This is a genomic window from Alteromonas sp. 5E99-2, assembly GCF_017368475.1.
Taxonomy (GTDB): Bacteria; Pseudomonadota; Gammaproteobacteria; order Enterobacterales; family Alteromonadaceae; genus Alteromonas_F.
Genome location: NZ_JAFNJE010000003.1, coordinates 136172 through 153202, shown reverse-complemented (window position 1 = coordinate 153202; position 17031 = coordinate 136172). Strand labels below are relative to the sequence as shown.

Here is a 17031-nt window from a genome sequence, read left to right as displayed (position 1 = left end):
CTAAGCTGTCCCTCAACCGCGGCGCAGATGATACGGCCTTGGTCGTATGCAGTCAACGTTTTTTTTGACAAAAGTTCTATAAAAGTTTCGTTCGAACATTTTTTAATCTTCATCTGTGTTTTTTGTTTTTTTCTTGAACAATGCGAGCGGATTTAACCGTATTGAAGGTAAGCCATTTCGTATTATTACAATGACAAAAATACCAACTAGCCCCAAGCTCAATATTCCGACATTAATCCAAATTATCATAGACAGTGGAAATGCGTCTTCTTCATCAACTTCATTTTGTAGAGTATCACCCTGCTCAGTTTGTTCTTCAGACGCTACAGGCTCTTCTGCACTTATATCGGTAACATCAGTTTCAGGTTCTGCATTTTTCACTAAAAAGCTGTACTCAGGTACATCCAAAACAAAATCTCTATTATTAATTGTTTTTCCATAAGCTGTCAGCTTAATTCTAAAGACGCCATCTTCGTATGCAACGATCATATGCTCCCTAGCGAGTTCGCTGGATTCTGTTAGCGAGAAATTCTGTACATCTCCATTAGGAAACCTAATTTGCCCATCGACAATCAAGCTCGTTATATCCACAAGCTCTCTATTCACATCGATGATTAATTTATGGTAATTTTCACCGCCACCATGAAGCTCTTCATTTATTATAATAGGGTTTTTATAAATTCTGATTGGCTTATCTTCATGTTCTCTAGTAAACATAGGAGTAGCAACTCTAAATATGGGTTTCCATTCACCTGGCGCAATATTCAAATTAAATTGTCCAGTGAATACCCCATCTAAAGGGCGTTCATCAAACCCTCGTCCGTTATCTTGATAACGGGCTATTTCCTCGCGCAATGCGCCAAAATTGTCGAACTCAGGATTATTCGTACTGACTAATTCTATGGTTAATTGGACCACATCTCTAAACGGTCCATAATCAATAAGCTCATCGCCATTCGTTAAATAAGCTGTCTGTTTAAGTATTTCACCAGAAAATAAAATAGCGGGGATGGGGTCGCTATGAAGCCCTATTTCAGATAAAACCATAATACGACTTCCAGGCTTAATTTGCCCTACTGCCTGCCATGGCCCTGGTGTTGGGTTTTTAATACGGATCAGATCGTAAGTTTCAGCATCAAACCACGAAATCTTTTCACTGTCTTCATTACTTTGAAAAATCTTAGACCCATCTGGCCTAACTAAAACAATAGGTGATGAGCCATATTCACGAAAAAAAATCATGGTTAATTCTTCGATATTATGGTCAACACGAAACCGATTTTTTAACAGCTCAATACTATTTTGATATTCAGAGCCTAATGAATGTATCGGTGAGCCATCTTTATCGTCAACTAATGTAGACTCGCTAACTTGTGCTACTGTTGAATTAACGATCATACTATTCCAAAGTAGTATGGCGCTTAATAACAATAACCGATTCACGCGTTTATTTTCTCCAAAGACACTGCCCACTGGCTTTCTCAACTATATCTAATCGATTTTCATGTTGTGTTAATTCATCGGCACTTGCACTAATAACCTTTAATGGTTTGTTTCGTGCTGAAAGCCGAATAATCTCTCCCACCGTGTTTGTTTGATTAGCTGCCCCGTTATTAATCAGGTTAAGGTCTGTTTGGCCCCCGGTCATCAATAAGTAAACGTCAGCCAGTATCTCTGCATCTAATAACGCACCATGTAATTCTCGATGGCTATTATCTATTCCGTAACGTTTACACAGTGCATCTAGATTGTTCTTTTGACCTGGGTGCATCTTTCTAGCAAGGGTTAGCGTGTCTAACACACTGCATATATCACTGGAACGTACTGAACGCGCAGCTTGGCTTTGGCTGAACTCATGATCCATAAAGCCTATATCGAATGGCGCGTTGTGAATAACGAGTTGGGCACCGCGAATAAAGTCGACAAAATCAGTCACAATCTCTTCGAACTTAGGCTTATCTCTTAAATATTCGTTAGTAATTCCATGAACCGCAATAGCTTCGTCTTCAACAATGCGTTCAGGATTAATATAAACATGGTAGTGATTTCCCGTTAAACGTCGATTTATAACTTCAACACAGCCTATCTCGATAATTTTGTGACCTTCTTTAGGGTTTATCCCTGTGGTTTCAGTATCTAAAACAATCTGACGCATATACAATCTCTACAAATATTAACTTTTACTAGTATATCATCGGCTAATGGAAAAAAAACACGTACACATATTTACTGACGGTTCTTGCTTAGGTAACCCTGGTCCAGGAGGCTATGGCGCATTATTGAAATTCGGTAAACACGCTAAACGTTTATCCAAAGGGTTCCAATTGACAACCAATAACAGAATGGAATTACTTGCGCCTTCAGTGGCATTGGAATCGCTAACAGAAGATTGCACCGTTACCATCACCACAGATAGCCAATATGTGAAAAATGGCATTCAGCAATGGATTTTTAATTGGAAGAAAAATGGATGGCGTACTAAAGACAAAAAACCTGTGAAAAATGCTGATTTATGGCAGCGTTTAGACACGGCATGTCAACGTCATGATATAGAATGGAAATGGGTAAAAGGACACAGTGGTCATGAGGAAAACGAAATTTGTGATACCTTAGCCAGAGATGCTGCCCAAAGTTCAAATTTAGTAGAAGATAAAGGCTACATTCAGTAGCATTTATCTATACATGACTATCGCATAGCTCAACACTCCCCGCTATACTTGCGGCCCCAATTTATTAGGTATGTTTTAACAATGGCAAACTCTATCGTTCTTCATGAGACCCGAGAAAAATCAGCTAAACAGCAACACCCTTGGATTTTTTCTAAAGCTGTTTTTGAAGTCAAGGGGCGGGTTAACTCAGGCGATACTGTTGATGTTTATAGTCACAGCGGTGAATGGTTAGGAAGAGGCGCGTACTCACCAGATTCACAAATCAGAGTGCGTTTTTGGACGTTCAATCAATCTCAATCCATTGATCATGTGTTTTTCTTAAATAGACTTCAAGAAGCTAAATCTATGCGAGAATCCTTAGCACTCAATAGTAATGGCTACAGGCTAGTAGCGGGTGAATCTGATGGCCTACCCGGTGTAACCATTGACATCTACGACAAGGTGGCGGTAATGCAACTATTAAGTGCAGGCGCTGACAAGCACCGAGACAAAATAGTCTCTGCATTAAACAAGCTTTATCCAGACTACTCTGTCTATGAACGCAGTGATGTTGCAGTTAGAGAAAAAGAAGGCCTTCAACAAGTTGTACAACACCTTAGTGGCGATGAAAACGTTCAACACTGTATCGAAGAAAATGGAATGCGCTTGAATGTGGACATATTGAAAGGCCATAAAACGGGGTTCTATTTAGATCAAAGAGACAATCGTTACATTGCCCGTTTGCTAGCAAAAGACAAAACAGTACTTAACTGCTTTAGTTATACCTGTACATTTGCATGTTCTGCCTTAGCGGGTGGTGCAAGCCATGTTACCAATATTGATGTATCTCAGGACGCGTTAAATTTAGGTAATGAAAACATACTGCAAAATGGTCATTCTGCTGATCAGTTTACTCAATATAAAGCCGATGTATTCACAGCGCTTCGTACTTATCACAAAGAACAAACACAGTTCGACATGGTAATACTCGACCCGCCTAAGTTTGTAGACAGTAAATCAGGCCTAAACAAAGCCGCTAGAGGTTACAAAGATATTAATATGTATGGTATTCATGCGGTAAAGAATGGCGGAATATTAATGACATTTAGCTGTTCGGGGTTAATGCCATCAGATTTATTTCAGAAAATCATTGCAGATGCGGCGTTAGACGCGGGAAGAAAGGTACAGTTTATACAGTTTCTATCTCAATCGAGCGATCATCCGATTTTATCGACATACCCACAAGGCCATTATTTAAAAGGCCTTGTGTGCCGAGTAACCGACTAACGCATTTCTGAAATTTCTACCCCTACGATGCAGCTGTTTTCTGAAGCAGCTTCGCATCGAACAACTTTAGCAGACGCTGCTAAAGAGGGGATTTGAGAACTGGTTGATTCAATTTGAACATCCAATTGAGCCCCTAATGCTATTGAAGGTTCATCAACCTCTAATGACATACCAGTTGCACTTATATCACGGCAAATTGCTTGTATACTTCTGCTAGATTCTTCGTCGAGGACGGTCACCTGACAAGGAGAATTAACCATCATACGAAAAAAATTACGCTTGTCATCGTATCCTAACATGCCCTACTACTCCGTTAACTCGTTAAAAAAATACTTCACATCAATATATAGGCCCCTTGTCCTAAGTTGTCAAATAAAGGGAACATCTATTGTTACTTTAGCCACACTCTGATTGAATGAAATTCAAGATACGTTTTTCAGAAATAGGGTAAGCCGTACCTAGTTGCTGGGCAAAAAGCGACACTCTTAGCTCTTCAGTCATCCAGCGAAGTTCGTTGAAGGTAGGCTCCATTTCATTACCTACTATTTTCGTTTTTGCTGATTCGATTGATTTATTTACTTTATCAACAGACAACTGATTCAATTTATCCCTTTGTGGGTCAATCTTCGCCTTTTCCAATCGTTTTTCTAATGCTTGCAAGTAGCGCAACCAGTCATTGAGCTTAGCTTTTCTAAAGTCTGATGCAAAGCCCGCATAAACGAGGGAATCTAGATGAATTTTTATATGGCCCACAGATTGAATAAGGGTAAGCGGAACGTTACCTTTCATTTGCTTTTGAATACCATGAGCTAAAGTTAAACCTTTCTCTACCACCACTGCGATGGCAAGCACTTCGTCATTAAGGCGACCCCGAACATAGTTTTCACATTGGGTAAAACCATCTTTCGTACGTAAGCTCGCCTGACTAAAATCTACAAACTCGTCAATTAACGAATAAATGCCTGCTAAGATGCAATCATCTATCAACGCTTGTATTTTACCAAAAGGGTTAAAATATAAGCCCAATTTAGCTTTATTAGGCAGCTTTTCTTGTAAGTATTTCACCGGTGATGGCATAGCCAATTTAAGCAATGCAGCAACACCTTCAAAGTGATTCTTTTGTGCTTCTATTTCACTATCAAGAAGAACAATGTCTACGGTATTCCCATTTTTAACTAAGGCAGGGTACGCTTTTACATCAAACCCCCCATGCTTTTGTGTAAACGTTTCGGGAAGCGTTTCAAAATCCCATTTTGTTAACCCTTTTCGCTCAAATTCTGGCGTGACAGCCTTTTCAAAGGTTTCTTTAACTTTACCACTTAGGTTTTCTTGTAATGTAAATAAGTCATCACCAAATGCCAATTGCTTACCGTTACCATCAACGATGGAAAAATGCATGGTTAGGTGTTTAGGTAACAAAGATAACTGCCAGTCTTCTCGTTCTACTTTTACGCCTGTCATTCTGAATAACTTCAGAGCAAGAGCGTCAATTAAGGCGACGGGGTGTCCCTTTTTATCCACGTCAACGAGATCCGGTAACACAGCTTCAGCAAAATTTGGAGCTGGAACAAAGTTTTTGCGTAAACGTTTGGGTAAGGACTTAATCAACGCAGTGAGTTTCTCCAAACGAAGCCCCGGTACAAGCCAGTCAAACCCATCAGATGTAAGCTGATTAAGGACAGGCAAAGGCACAACTAGAGTAACTCCATCATCAACGGCATTGGGCTCAAACTCGTATCTCAACGGAAGGTTTAACTGACCTTGTTTCCAAGAATCTGGAAATGCGTTTTGAACATTGCTGGTAGGGCTTTTCTGAAATATGTCTTTTTCTGTAAATACCAAGCCTTGTTGGTCCGCTTTGTGTTTCCACCATTTTAGAAAACTCGCTTCTGATACGACATTATCCGGAATACGGCTTTGATAGAAATTAACAAGGTCGTCTTCCGATACCACCCAATCTCGTTGTCGTGTTTTTTGCTCTACCGCTTCAGCTTCAGCGAGCTTATTTTGGTTGTCCTTCAAAACCGCGATATTAAGTTTAGTGTCGCCATTTACCAGTGCTTCACGAACAAATAACGATTGGCACAAGGGAGCATCAATATTTGAATAGTTAACCGCTCGTTTAGCCACAATAGGAATACCTAGCAGCATGACTTTCTCATACGCGACAACCGCGCCGCGACTTTTTGACCAATGAGGCTCGCTAAAACTTGATTTAGTCATATGTTTAGCCAGAGGCTCTACCCAAGCGGGATCAATACTGGCATTCATACGCGCAAACAAACGAGAGGTTTCCACTAACTCCGCACTCATTACCCATTTAGGCGGCTTTTTTGCTAACTCCGAACCGGGAAAAACATAAAACTGGCTATTTCGAGCACCTAAATACCCTTTTTCTTTATCTTTCATACCAATGTGTGAAAGTAAACCGGCCAAGAGTGATTTATGAATGCTGTCAAAAGAGGCTTGGGTAGAATTGAGCCCTAGTTGCACATTTGAAAGTGACTTTTTAATTTGGCTTACGATGTCTTGCCACTCACGCATCCGCAAGTAGTTAATAAATTGAGATTTACACCATTTTCGTATTTGGCTATTGCTTAATGCAGTTTGTTGTTCAGAGAACGCATTCCATAAATTAAGCAGTGCAATAAAATCAGAATGCTTATCAGCGAAATGTTTGTGCGCTTCGTCTGCTTTTTGTTTTTTATCTTGAGGCCGTTCTCTAGGATCTTGAATACTTAACCCAGCGGCAATCACTATGACTTCAGTTAATGCATCATTCTTACCCGCCTCTATAACCATTCTTGCGAAACGAGGGTCAACAGGAAGGCGAGATAACTGACGTCCAATTGCAGTTAACACCTGTTTACCTTTTTGCAATTGCGTTGCTTGTAGCTCTTCTAAAAGTCGATAACCATCAGTAATATTGCGATTATCCGGTGGCTGAACAAAAGGAAATTGCTCGATTTCCCCAAGCCCTAACGCCATCATCTGTAAAATAACAGACGCTAAATTTGTTCTTAAAATTTCTGGGTCTGTAAACTCAGGTCGAGAAAGGTAATCGTCCTCGCTATACAAACGTATACAAATACCATCTGAAACACGACCACAGCGCCCTGCTCTTTGATTGGCTGACGCTTGTGATATTGGCTCTATGGGTAGTCTTTGTACTTTTAATCGAGCACTGTATCGTGAAACACGAGCCGTTCCTGGGTCAATTACGTATTTAATACCAGGCACAGTCAGGGATGTTTCAGCGACATTGGTCGCTAGAACAATGCGACGTCCGCTATGAGACTGAAAAATTTTGTTTTGTTCATTTGCCGATAACCGCGCAAACAAGGGCACAATTTCAGTATGTTTATATTGTTGTTTTGACAATGCATCTTGGGTATCTCGAATATCCCGCTCACCACTTAAAAAGACAAGTATGTCGCCTTTGGGCGCAAGCATAAGCTCGTCAACCCCATGAATAATATTATCAATTTGATCGTTTTCGTTGTTATCCGTTGTATCCATGTATCGGATTTCTACAGGATAAGTTCGACCACTCACTTCAATAATTGGGGCGTTACTAAAGTGTTTGGAAAATCGTTCTGGGTCTATGGTTGCCGAGGTAATGATAACTTTTAGATCTGGCCGTTTAGCTAAAAGCTGTTTTAAATACCCCAGAAGAAAATCGATATTGAGGCTGCGTTCGTGAGCTTCATCAATAATGATAGTGTCGTACGCATCTAAAAATCTGTCTTGTTGCATTTCCGCCAATAACATACCGTCGGTCATCAACTTGATATAGGTGTTGTCACTTACCTGATCGCTAAACCGGATTTTAAACCCTACTTTTTCGCCAAGAGGCGTAGATAGCTCTTCAGCGATACGGGTCGCAACACTTCTTGCTGCGAGGCGTCTTGGTTGGGTATGAGCAATAAGTCCAGTTATTCCACGACCGGCATCAATACATATTTTGGGAAGTTGCGTAGTTTTACCCGATCCTGTTTCACCGGCAATAATAACCACCTGATGATTTTGGATTGCCTCGAGAATATCATCTCTTCTTTCAGAGACGGGAAGGTCGGGATAATCGGTTTTAGGAATATTATTTTTTCTAACTTGATAGCGCTGACGAGAGCGTTCTAGTTCAGCTAGCAAGCCTAACACTGAATCTAAATTTTCTACTTGTTTCTCTGAATCATTAAAGGCACCGCGAATACGATGAAGACGGGCTTTAATTTTATATTTATCTTTTTGTAAGCAGCTTCTTAAGCATTCAGTTACAAAAGTAAAAAAAGAGGCATAGTCGCCCGACTCTACCCACTTTTCGGGTTCAGCGATTGTTTGTTCTGGAATGCTCATTTCGTTGGGCCAGCTCAACTATAACTATGATGTACAAAGCCGCGCATGGTAAAATAAGCTGAGGCGCTTTACCAGCACCGAACATAATTCTTATTTTTTTATGAAAAACCTGAATCAAAATGTTTGTTCAACGCAGCCAGCACTGCTGATCTATCAATTGCTCCAACTAAGTAGCCATCGTCATCAACCACAGGATAAACTTTTGGCTTTTCTCTAATCATTGTCTGGGCAAGTTCTAGTACGGAATTATACGCTTTAACCGAGACAACAGGACGCACCATTATATCTTCTACACGACATATTTGTTCACGGTAATAGCTACTGTCTATCATGTGCTTTATACAATCTTGTTCCGATAAAAAACCAACTACTTTGTTGTTGTAGTCGACTACAGGCCCACCGGTTTGTTTTCTGGAAAGGAGTAAATCAACCGCTTCTGCCACTGTCATTTTAACATCTAACTTGACGGGTCTAGCATTCATGTATTTTTGTATTTCTAGAGATTCCATTACTCATCCTATTTTTTTATAGTGTTATTGATCAGGCTAACTTTAATTAATACGTTGAATTTTTAAGCGTGTCTTATCTATATCTATGACATTTCACCTGCATCTGCAAGTAGTTTGAAATATACTGTTAAAATAATTATTACAAAATGTGCCGGTATGAATCATTCACCTTCCTTCCTTTTTCATGATTACGAAACTTGGGGCGTTAACCCAAGACAAGATTATCCGTGCCAATTTGCTGCAATTAGAACTGATGAAAATTTAGAAGTTATTGGTGACCCAATTGATATTATGTGTCAAATTCCCAACGACTACCTTCCCCACCCAAGCGCTTGTTTAGTTACAGGGATAACTCCTCAAAGATCATTGCAAAAAGGGTTGTTAGAAACTGAATTTGCACAAAAAATTCTTGACGTAATGAGTGTCCCCAATACCTGTAGCGTTGGCTACAACAGTATGCGTTTTGATGATGAAGTCACTCGTTTCTTGTTCTTTCGAAATTTTATCGACCCTTATGCCAGAGAGTGGAAAAATGGCAATTCCCGTTGGGATATTATTGATTTAGCCCGTGCGTTTTATGCTTTGAGGCCCGATGGGATCAACTGGCCTTTAAATGAAAACGGACATCCTTCCTTTAAATTGGAAGTGCTTACCCGTGAAAACAATATCGAACATGTTGGTGCCCATGATGCTTTAGCCGATGTAAGGGCCACCATCGCCTTTGCTAAGTTAATGAAAGACACCCAGCCTAAATTGTTTGATTACGGACTTTCGTTACGCAAAAAACAAACTGTTCAAGCACTCATAAACTTAGAAACACTCACTCCACTATTACACATTTCTGCCAAAATTCCCGCATCGCAAGGGTGTTGTACTTGGGTTTTGCCATTGGCCTATCACCCTACTCAGCCTAATGCAGTAATTTGTCTTGATTTAAGCCGCAATATTGATGTGATATTGAACCATTCAGTCGAACAAATACATGAAAAATTATACGCCAAAGCAGAAGAGTTAGAGTCACCGGATGACCGACCCGGGATCAAATTAATTCACATTAACAAGAGCCCTTTTATTACGTCAGCAAAAGCCATTGATCAACAGCGCTCGACAGAAATTGGTTTAGATAGAAACCTATGCCTAGCGAATTACAAGAAAGTAACTCAAAACCTAGACTGCATTTCCAAGGTGATTGATGTTCATCGTATTCCTTCAGAATTTCCGCCTCCTCCAGTTGAACAACGGCTCTATTCAGACGGATTTATGTCTAACGACGATAAACACCGATGCGAAGTGATACGCCAAGCAGAGCCAGGAGAACTGGGAACGCTAATTTCTCAACTTCAACCTAGCACATTGAAGTCATTGTTGTTCTTATATCGTGGGCGTAATTTCCCTTCGTCTTTGTCATATGAAGAAATGACAAGTTGGCAACGCCACAGAGAGCTGAGCTTTACCGAAGGTCTAACGGGGTTAAGCTTAACTGAATTTGCATTAGAGCTAGATAGGCTTGCTGAACTTCATCAAAACCAACCTAATTCACTGTCTGTATTGCATACTCTGCACCAATATGTTCAAAAACTTTGATTTAGCGAATACTAAGGATTACATTAGCAGTAACGAATTGCGTATCCATGCCGATAATAAACTAAATAAAATAACGGGAAATCAGCAATGAATGGCGTAACCATTAAATTTGATGAAAGCCTGCAGCACCTAATAATGACAGTTTCGCCTAGCGAAATGGACGAAGAGATATCTGTAGAGTTAGTGTATGCATGGCTAAAAAATACCGAATTTAATGAAGTTTACGTATCCGAATCCGCATTAAAGCAAGTTTGTGGCCAAGCCAATGATTTCAAAAAATCAAATAACTCTTCTTCTATTGAAGTAGAAATAGGAGAACGAAAAAACGCACAAGTTGCTTTTCATATAGATGATGATGAGATGTCTGCAACTCTCACTTTAACAGCTCCTTACGGGGGACATTACCCATCTAAGAAAGCCGTCTTAACATTAGCCAAGAAAAACAATATTATCCGAGGAGTGAGTCAAAAGCGTATTGTACGCATGCTAAAAAGGCTAAAACAAGCCGCGCCTGGTGACATCATCGAAGACTGCATCGCCAAAGGGCTACCCGCAAAAAACGGCCACAGTTCTCATGTTAAGCCCCTCGTTCCAAACGCCTTAGAAAGAGTACTCAAACCGCAAGTTTCAGAAGATGGAAAAACTGACCCTAGAAACCTAGGTGATATTGTTTGCGTTAAAGCTGATGTTCCCGTTTTAAGAAGGTTACCACCAACAGATGGTCGCGCTGGATACACGGTAAAAAACACGCCATTAGAGCCGTTACAAGGTCAATGGATCCCCATCAACCTCGGGGAAGGAACAAAAATAAGCTCAGAAGATAAGAATTTAGTTGTCTCAATAACTTCAGGGATGCCTAAATTTTTCAATTTAGTGATGACCGTGGACGACACTTTCATATCAAAAGGCGTTGATGTTAGCACGGGTCATATCAAATATGACGGTGCCGTATTAGTCAAAGGTGATGTTGCCGAAAACATGAAGATAGAAGCGTCTGGAGACGTGACTGTAATTGGTTTTGTTGAATCGGCTTACATTGAAGCTGGCGGTGATATAATTATTACTGAAGGCGCTGTCGGGAAAGATACTCAAGAAAACGAAGACTTTAGCTGCATATTAAAATCATCAGGTGGTATCCATGTGCAACATGGTCAAGGTCTTCATATTACCTGTTTAGAAGATGTTAGTGTTGGTAAACAACTCGCACACAGCAAAATTAGTTGCGGAGGCAGTGTTGTTGTCGGTAAGCATGACAATCCTAATGGAAGTCTATTTGGGTGTGAAATAGAAACAACTCGTCATGTTCTAGCTGGAACGTTAGGGGCAGTATCAGGTGGAAGCCTTAACATTGATTTTAGTCAGGGTTTTAACCAACTTTTGTCACGAATAGATTCAATAAATGCTTTAGTCCAACAAATAAAACAAAATACCGACCGCCATAAAAAACAAATGCAAATCATTTCATCAAAATCTGTACCTTCAGAGTTACTTGGTAAGTTGGATGAAACTAGAGCTAAATTTAATGACGAAATTGGCCTTTTAAAGTGGTTAGAAAAAAAAGTTGATGAGCTTAAAATTGAAAAAGACTCCTACACTAGCCAAATTAAGGTTGTGGCAAATGAAAAACTCTATTCGGGCGTAAACACACAATTGGACAATCGCAACTGGCGTTCTGAAAGAGAATACGATAGAGCTCACATATTCTATAAAGACCACAACTGGATATATGAGCCAATTACTCGCTAACACCCTAGAAATCAGAAACTTCTAAACTATGGCCTCTTTGCTTTTTAGCTGATCGTAACGCTGCAGACACCCTGTTTAACCAAGATGAAAAATCGTCATTTTCATTTAATGTACCAATTCCAATTGATATTTTTTGCTCCGCAAAGTCCTGTAGAGATTGAAGTTCAACTTCAGTCAATATTCGTTCAGCTAACATCTGCGCGGAAATTAAATTGGTTTGCGGGCACGCTATCAATATTTCGTCACTGCTCCAACGAGATAAAATGTCAACATCTCGGGTCTTGTTTACAACAATTTCGGATAGTGACGTCATTGGGTGATTAATTTGCTCATCGGTATCAGGTAAATTCGGTGCTGACTTAGTTTCTATTTGAATCAAAATAAGAGTTACTGGTGAACGAAAGCGATTGAATCGACAGATTTCATCTTCTATCTTATGCAGCATATGGCTGCGATTATTTAAACTGGTTAGTTCATCTTGAGTAGAAAGAAATTCAATTTCACGGTTTTTAGACAGCAATACTGTCTGTAATCTTTCTAAATCCTTTTCTCTGATGGAGAGCTCTTTTCGCACCCTATTTTTTGCAGCCCTAATCCAAATTAAAATAATAATTGCTACAACGAAAATAAATAACGTATACCCTACCCATTGATTCGAAGAATGAAGTACGGGATTAACTCTATACCAACGACGATAACTGTGGTTTTGAAAGCTATAATGCATGGATTCAATAGTCTGATTAATTTCAGCATACAAGCCTGACTTTTCTCTGCTGAACCCCATAACCAAAGTATCATTAGTTTCCGCATATCCAGTCATTATAAGTCGGTCCAGTTTACGTTCATTTATAATGATAGATGCACTTAGCAATGAGGAAATCATAACATCAACTTTTCCATCATTAACTAATAGTAAGCCCTCCTCTTCATTCTTTACTAACACTAAATCTAAGCCAGGGTAGTTTTTGGTGAGGTAATCCATATGGCGATACCTTTTTTCTACGGCCACTTTACGCTTCTTTATAGCGCCTAAACCAGGAATAGCAGGAAAATCAATTCGAGTAATCAATACATTTGGCGATTCAAAAATATGATGAGTAAACAATAGATCTTGGTCACGTCCAAAAGAACCTTCTAAAATAAACACTACGTCACAAGTGCCATTTTTTAACAATCTCGATGTTTCTAACAACGACGATGTCACTACCAATTTAAAATCAATATTTGTATAGTCGCCTATGTAGTCAATATAGTCTTTAGATATACCTACATGCTTGTTATTCAAAACACCTTCAAAGGGCATGCGATCAGGGCTAACACAATACCGCAACTCTTTATCAGAGGAAATAATCTGCGCTGTTGCAGAGGCAAGAAACAGCAACGCGAAAAGGCACACAAAAATGCATTTAAAATACAATGTGAAATTCATAGGTTACATCATCGTTGTTAAAAACATGCAAACAAATTCCGAAGATAAAAAATGAGTAAAAAGTGCTTTTCAACTGCGTTTAAACCAAAACTAAGTTAGTTATAAAGGCAACTATACCTAAATCCATAATTTAATCACCACATCTTGCCTATAGTTCATTGTTTAATTCGTTAAATAATGTCACTATTTTGAAAGAATAATGTTATTGCAATGGTAGTCTATTAGTTAAGTCATAAAGCTCAATTCAAATTTGTAAAAAGGGATTAATATACATGAAAGAGAACTCCTCACGTTACATCAGTAATTTAACCCGAGATACTTATGCTTTGATACTAGCGGGAGGAAGAGGCTCCAGATTACATGAATTGACTGCATGGAGAGCCAAACCCGCGCTTTATTTTGGTGGTAAATTCCGAATCATTGATTTCCCATTATCGAATTGCGTTAATTCAGGTATTCGCAGAGTTGGTGTTGTAACCCAATACAAATCCCATTCACTTATTCGCCATTTAGTTAGAGGTTGGGGACATTTTAAAAAAGAATTAGGCGAATCCATTGAAATTCTTCCCGCATCTCAGCGATTTTCGGACAATTGGTACGAAGGTACAGCTGATGCTGTTTTTCAAAATATAGATATTATAAAAGACGAACTACCCAAGTATGTGATGATTTTATCTGGCGACCATATTTACCGGATGGATTACGGAAATATCATTGCTGCTCATGTTGAATCCGGCGCAAAAATGACAGTTAGCTGTATGGCCGTACCAAAAGAAGAAGCAGCAGGCGCGTTTGGCGTTATGAAAGTTGACGAAAACAACCGCATTCTAGGTTTTGAAGAAAAACCAGACTCCCCGTCATCTATTCCAGGTGACGACTCTCGCTGCTTAGCCTCCATGGGCAATTACGTATTCGATACCGAATTTTTATTTGAGACCCTTGCCAAAGATGCGGAAACAGCTGAATCGGACCGCGACTTTGGCAAAGATATCATACCGTCTATTATTAAAGACCAGCCAGTATACGCTTACAACTTTCAAACCGCTTCAGGTGGTACTCAGTACTGGCGAGACGTGGGTACAATTGATTCCTTTTGGGAGGCAAACATGGAACTAGTTGAGCCGGTGCCAGCGTTAAACCTGTATGATAACAAATGGCCTATTTGGACTTACCAAGAACAGCTACCGCCTGCTAAATTTGTATGGGAAGACTCATCTAGACGAGGAGAAGCTATAAACTCTGTTGTATCAGGAGGCTGCATTATTTCAGGGTCAACATTACGCAGAAGTTTATGCTTTTCTAATGTCCGTATACATTCATACAGTTTAATTGAAGAGGCTGTCATTTTACCCAATGTTGAAATCATGCGACATTGTAAACTTAAACGCGTTATTCTTGATAGAGGCTGTGTAGTGCCTGAAGGTACTGTAATTGGTTATGACCACGAACACGATAGAGCCCGAGGGTTTAGAGTGTCAGATAAAGATGTAGTGTTAGTAACTCGGGAAATGCTAGGCCAACCTGTAGGCACTCTGCCCCACTATGCTTTTACATAGCTTTACTTTTAACTAACCATGCTTTTACTAACTATGCGCTTAAGTAACTCTGCGGTTTGTTTGGGGTACTCAAGAGGAAACATATGTCCCCCCGGTAATATGTGCAGCTTTGCCTTGTGTTTTTTAGCAAAAGGCTTATACATGGCTTTGTGGCATACGTTACTTGTTCGCCCTACAACGACATGCGCAGGACACTGTAATTGCCCCGTGTAAGAATTTAGGTCATGAGGTAACTGGCGAAAAATTTGAGTTTCCACATGTCGCTTAAACTTTAGGCGCTTTTCACCGTTGTGAATAGTTACGCCTGCGTTTACATAGTCTTGAATACATGACTCTTCTATATTTTTAAAAAGTGCTTTTTGTTTAAAATAAGCCACCACATCTTCGTCTATGGCCCACCTATTTTTTCTCATTCGACTTTGACCTGAAGGACTCAATTTGTCGACATATTTAGTTTTTTTGAAAATTTTAAATATCGGTGCCATTGGGCCAACAATAAGAGGAGGATCTAGCATTATCAACCCCGCAAACAAATCAGGCCTGTGGCAACAGGCCTTAAAAGAAACTACGGCTCCCATTGAATGGCCAACCGCCCATAAAGGACGACCTTCAACTTTTTTTGATTCACAGTAATCAATTAGCTCAGTCGCTAATAAGTTCCAGTTATCATCGTCATCTAACGAATTTTCATGACCAAAAATAGCTTTGGAAAAACAATTAAACGGTTCTTCTATACGAGAAAATATCTGATGATAACTTCCAGCCGGAAATCCATTTGCATGAGCAAAGTGTAAATCGATTACTGCCATAGAAAAGCTAACTATACACGCTCAATGGTACCCCAAGTTAATACAGCATAAACGATGTTGGGCTGAACAAAGACATTAATCCCATACATTCAATATTAGTTTTATCAAGGGCTTCTTCTAAATCTTCCGTTTCCAAATCTAACCTTTGATGCATGTCTGACGTTATGTTTTCATACGCTTCATAAATCTCATTATTAACATTATCTAACGCCAAGTAGTAAGCCAGTTTCACTATCTGCGCATCCCTTGTTAATTCTTCTTCACTCCCGTTGTGAATAACTTGTAGCGGAGCGTAAATTGACTCAGGTAAGCACCAAGCTTTCAACAATGCTCCTGAAAGTGAAGCGTAATCAAACCCCAATACCTCATGTTGCAATTCCGGTGGAGTGACATCTTTAGAAAAGTCTAAATTCTTTTTTGCTGCCTCTTCATTTAGTGACGCAACAATAAGTTCGCCAATATTGTTGAGTAGACCTGTAACAAAAAATCGCTCTGGCTCTCTGTGATTGTGAAATTCAGCTATTTGTTTGGCTAATAAACCACAGCAAATGCTCTGTTCCCAGAAACGGTCTAAATCAATGACATAGCCCGGAATATCCTTAAATGCATAAGATACTCCATAAGATAGCGCTAAATCATAGGCGGCTCTAGTTCCAATTACTTGAAGTGCCTTACTCATAGTGTCTATTTTGTTGGGGAAATTGTACAAAGCACTATTAGCAACTTTCAAAATATGAGCAGCAAGCCCAGGATCGGTCAAAACGATAGCGCCTACGTTATCAATACTCGCTGCATCGTCATCCATACATGACTTCAATTGTACGACGGAGTCAGGTAACGCAAATAAACTTTCTGCCTTTTGAGCATACTCTTCAATATTCATATTCTTTATTTCATTAATTTTGGCTCTTATTATTAAATAGACTAGTCCTCGCCTGAATGCCAGATTTTTCGAATTAATAGACCATTACTAATACAAACAGCCTTATTTTGATTGAAATCTGAACAGGCGTTTTTTTTAGCCCTATCTCATTGACAAAAGCATCAACGCTATATTGGTTGAACGACTAGTTACTTATTATGTGATATTGAATAACACCACTATAGGTA

13 protein-coding genes are annotated in these 17031 nt (G+C 39.5%); 5 read left to right on the top strand and 8 right to left on the bottom strand.

Annotation, left to right across the window (positions count from 1 at the left end; genetic code table 11):
- Nucleotides 1-102: 102 nt before the first annotated feature.
- Nucleotides 103-1398, bottom strand: a complete 1296-nt coding sequence (locus tag J3L16_RS04485) for a TIGR03503 family protein (RefSeq protein ID WP_207611698.1) — start codon at nt 1396-1398, stop codon at nt 103-105.
- A gap of 49 nt (nt 1399-1447) precedes the next feature.
- Complete coding sequence (gene dnaQ, locus J3L16_RS04480; RefSeq protein WP_207611697.1) at nt 1448-2155, bottom strand: DNA polymerase III subunit epsilon; 708 nt, start codon at nt 2153-2155, stop codon at nt 1448-1450.
- Between the two features lie 46 nt (nt 2156-2201).
- Between dnaQ and rnhA the strand changes: the two genes are divergently transcribed.
- Nucleotides 2202-2669, top strand: a complete 468-nt coding sequence (gene rnhA, locus J3L16_RS04475) for a ribonuclease HI (protein WP_207611696.1) — start codon at nt 2202-2204, stop codon at nt 2667-2669.
- Between the two features lie 81 nt (nt 2670-2750).
- Nucleotides 2751-3935 (top strand): class I SAM-dependent methyltransferase, encoded by a 1185-nt coding sequence (locus J3L16_RS04470; protein ID WP_207611695.1) that lies wholly within the window; start codon nt 2751-2753, stop codon nt 3933-3935.
- Here J3L16_RS04470 and J3L16_RS04465 read toward each other — a convergent pair.
- From J3L16_RS04465 to J3L16_RS04455, 3 genes are all read right to left on the bottom strand, one after another.
- Complete coding sequence (locus J3L16_RS04465; protein WP_207611694.1) at nt 3932-4234, bottom strand: PilZ domain-containing protein; 303 nt, start codon at nt 4232-4234, stop codon at nt 3932-3934. The two genes, J3L16_RS04470 and J3L16_RS04465, sit on opposite strands and share 4 nt — an antisense overlap.
- 97 nt (nt 4235-4331) lie before the next feature.
- Nucleotides 4332-8288 (bottom strand): ATP-dependent RNA helicase HrpA, encoded by a 3957-nt coding sequence (hrpA, locus tag J3L16_RS04460; RefSeq protein WP_207611693.1) that lies wholly within the window; start codon nt 8286-8288, stop codon nt 4332-4334.
- A gap of 98 nt (nt 8289-8386) precedes the next feature.
- A complete protein-coding gene (locus J3L16_RS04455) occupies nt 8387-8797 on the bottom strand; it encodes a CBS domain-containing protein (protein ID WP_207611692.1) in 411 nt (136 codons plus the stop codon).
- Between the two features lie 156 nt (nt 8798-8953).
- Between J3L16_RS04455 and sbcB the strand changes: the two genes are divergently transcribed.
- Together sbcB and J3L16_RS04445 are read left to right on the top strand one after the other, a co-directional pair.
- Complete coding sequence (sbcB, locus tag J3L16_RS04450; RefSeq protein ID WP_207611691.1) at nt 8954-10381, top strand: exodeoxyribonuclease I; 1428 nt, start codon at nt 8954-8956, stop codon at nt 10379-10381.
- An 87-nt stretch (nt 10382-10468) separates the two neighbouring features.
- Complete coding sequence (locus J3L16_RS04445) at nt 10469-12127, top strand: FapA family protein (protein ID WP_207611690.1); 1659 nt, start codon at nt 10469-10471, stop codon at nt 12125-12127.
- A 4-nt stretch (nt 12128-12131) separates the two neighbouring features.
- Here J3L16_RS04445 and J3L16_RS04440 read toward each other — a convergent pair whose 3' ends face one another.
- Nucleotides 12132-13523 carry a transporter substrate-binding domain-containing protein gene (locus J3L16_RS04440; RefSeq protein WP_207611689.1) on the bottom strand — a complete coding sequence of 464 codons (1392 nt, stop codon included), beginning with the start codon at nt 13521-13523 and terminating at the stop codon, nt 12132-12134.
- A gap of 305 nt (nt 13524-13828) precedes the next feature.
- Here J3L16_RS04440 and glgC point away from each other — a divergent pair, with 305 nt between their 5' ends.
- Complete coding sequence (gene glgC, locus J3L16_RS04435; RefSeq protein WP_207611688.1) at nt 13829-15112, top strand: glucose-1-phosphate adenylyltransferase; 1284 nt, start codon at nt 13829-13831, stop codon at nt 15110-15112.
- Nucleotides 15113-15120: 8 nt separating this feature from the next.
- Here the strand turns inward: glgC and J3L16_RS04430 are convergent, their stop codons facing one another.
- Both J3L16_RS04430 and J3L16_RS04425 read right to left on the bottom strand, forming a co-directional pair.
- A complete protein-coding gene (locus J3L16_RS04430) occupies nt 15121-15921 on the bottom strand; it encodes an alpha/beta hydrolase (protein WP_207611687.1) in 801 nt (266 codons plus the stop codon).
- Nucleotides 15922-15958: 37 nt separating this feature from the next.
- Nucleotides 15959-16804 (bottom strand): HDOD domain-containing protein, encoded by an 846-nt coding sequence (locus tag J3L16_RS04425; RefSeq protein ID WP_207611686.1) that lies wholly within the window; start codon nt 16802-16804, stop codon nt 15959-15961.
- Nucleotides 16805-17031: the final 227 nt, after the last annotated feature.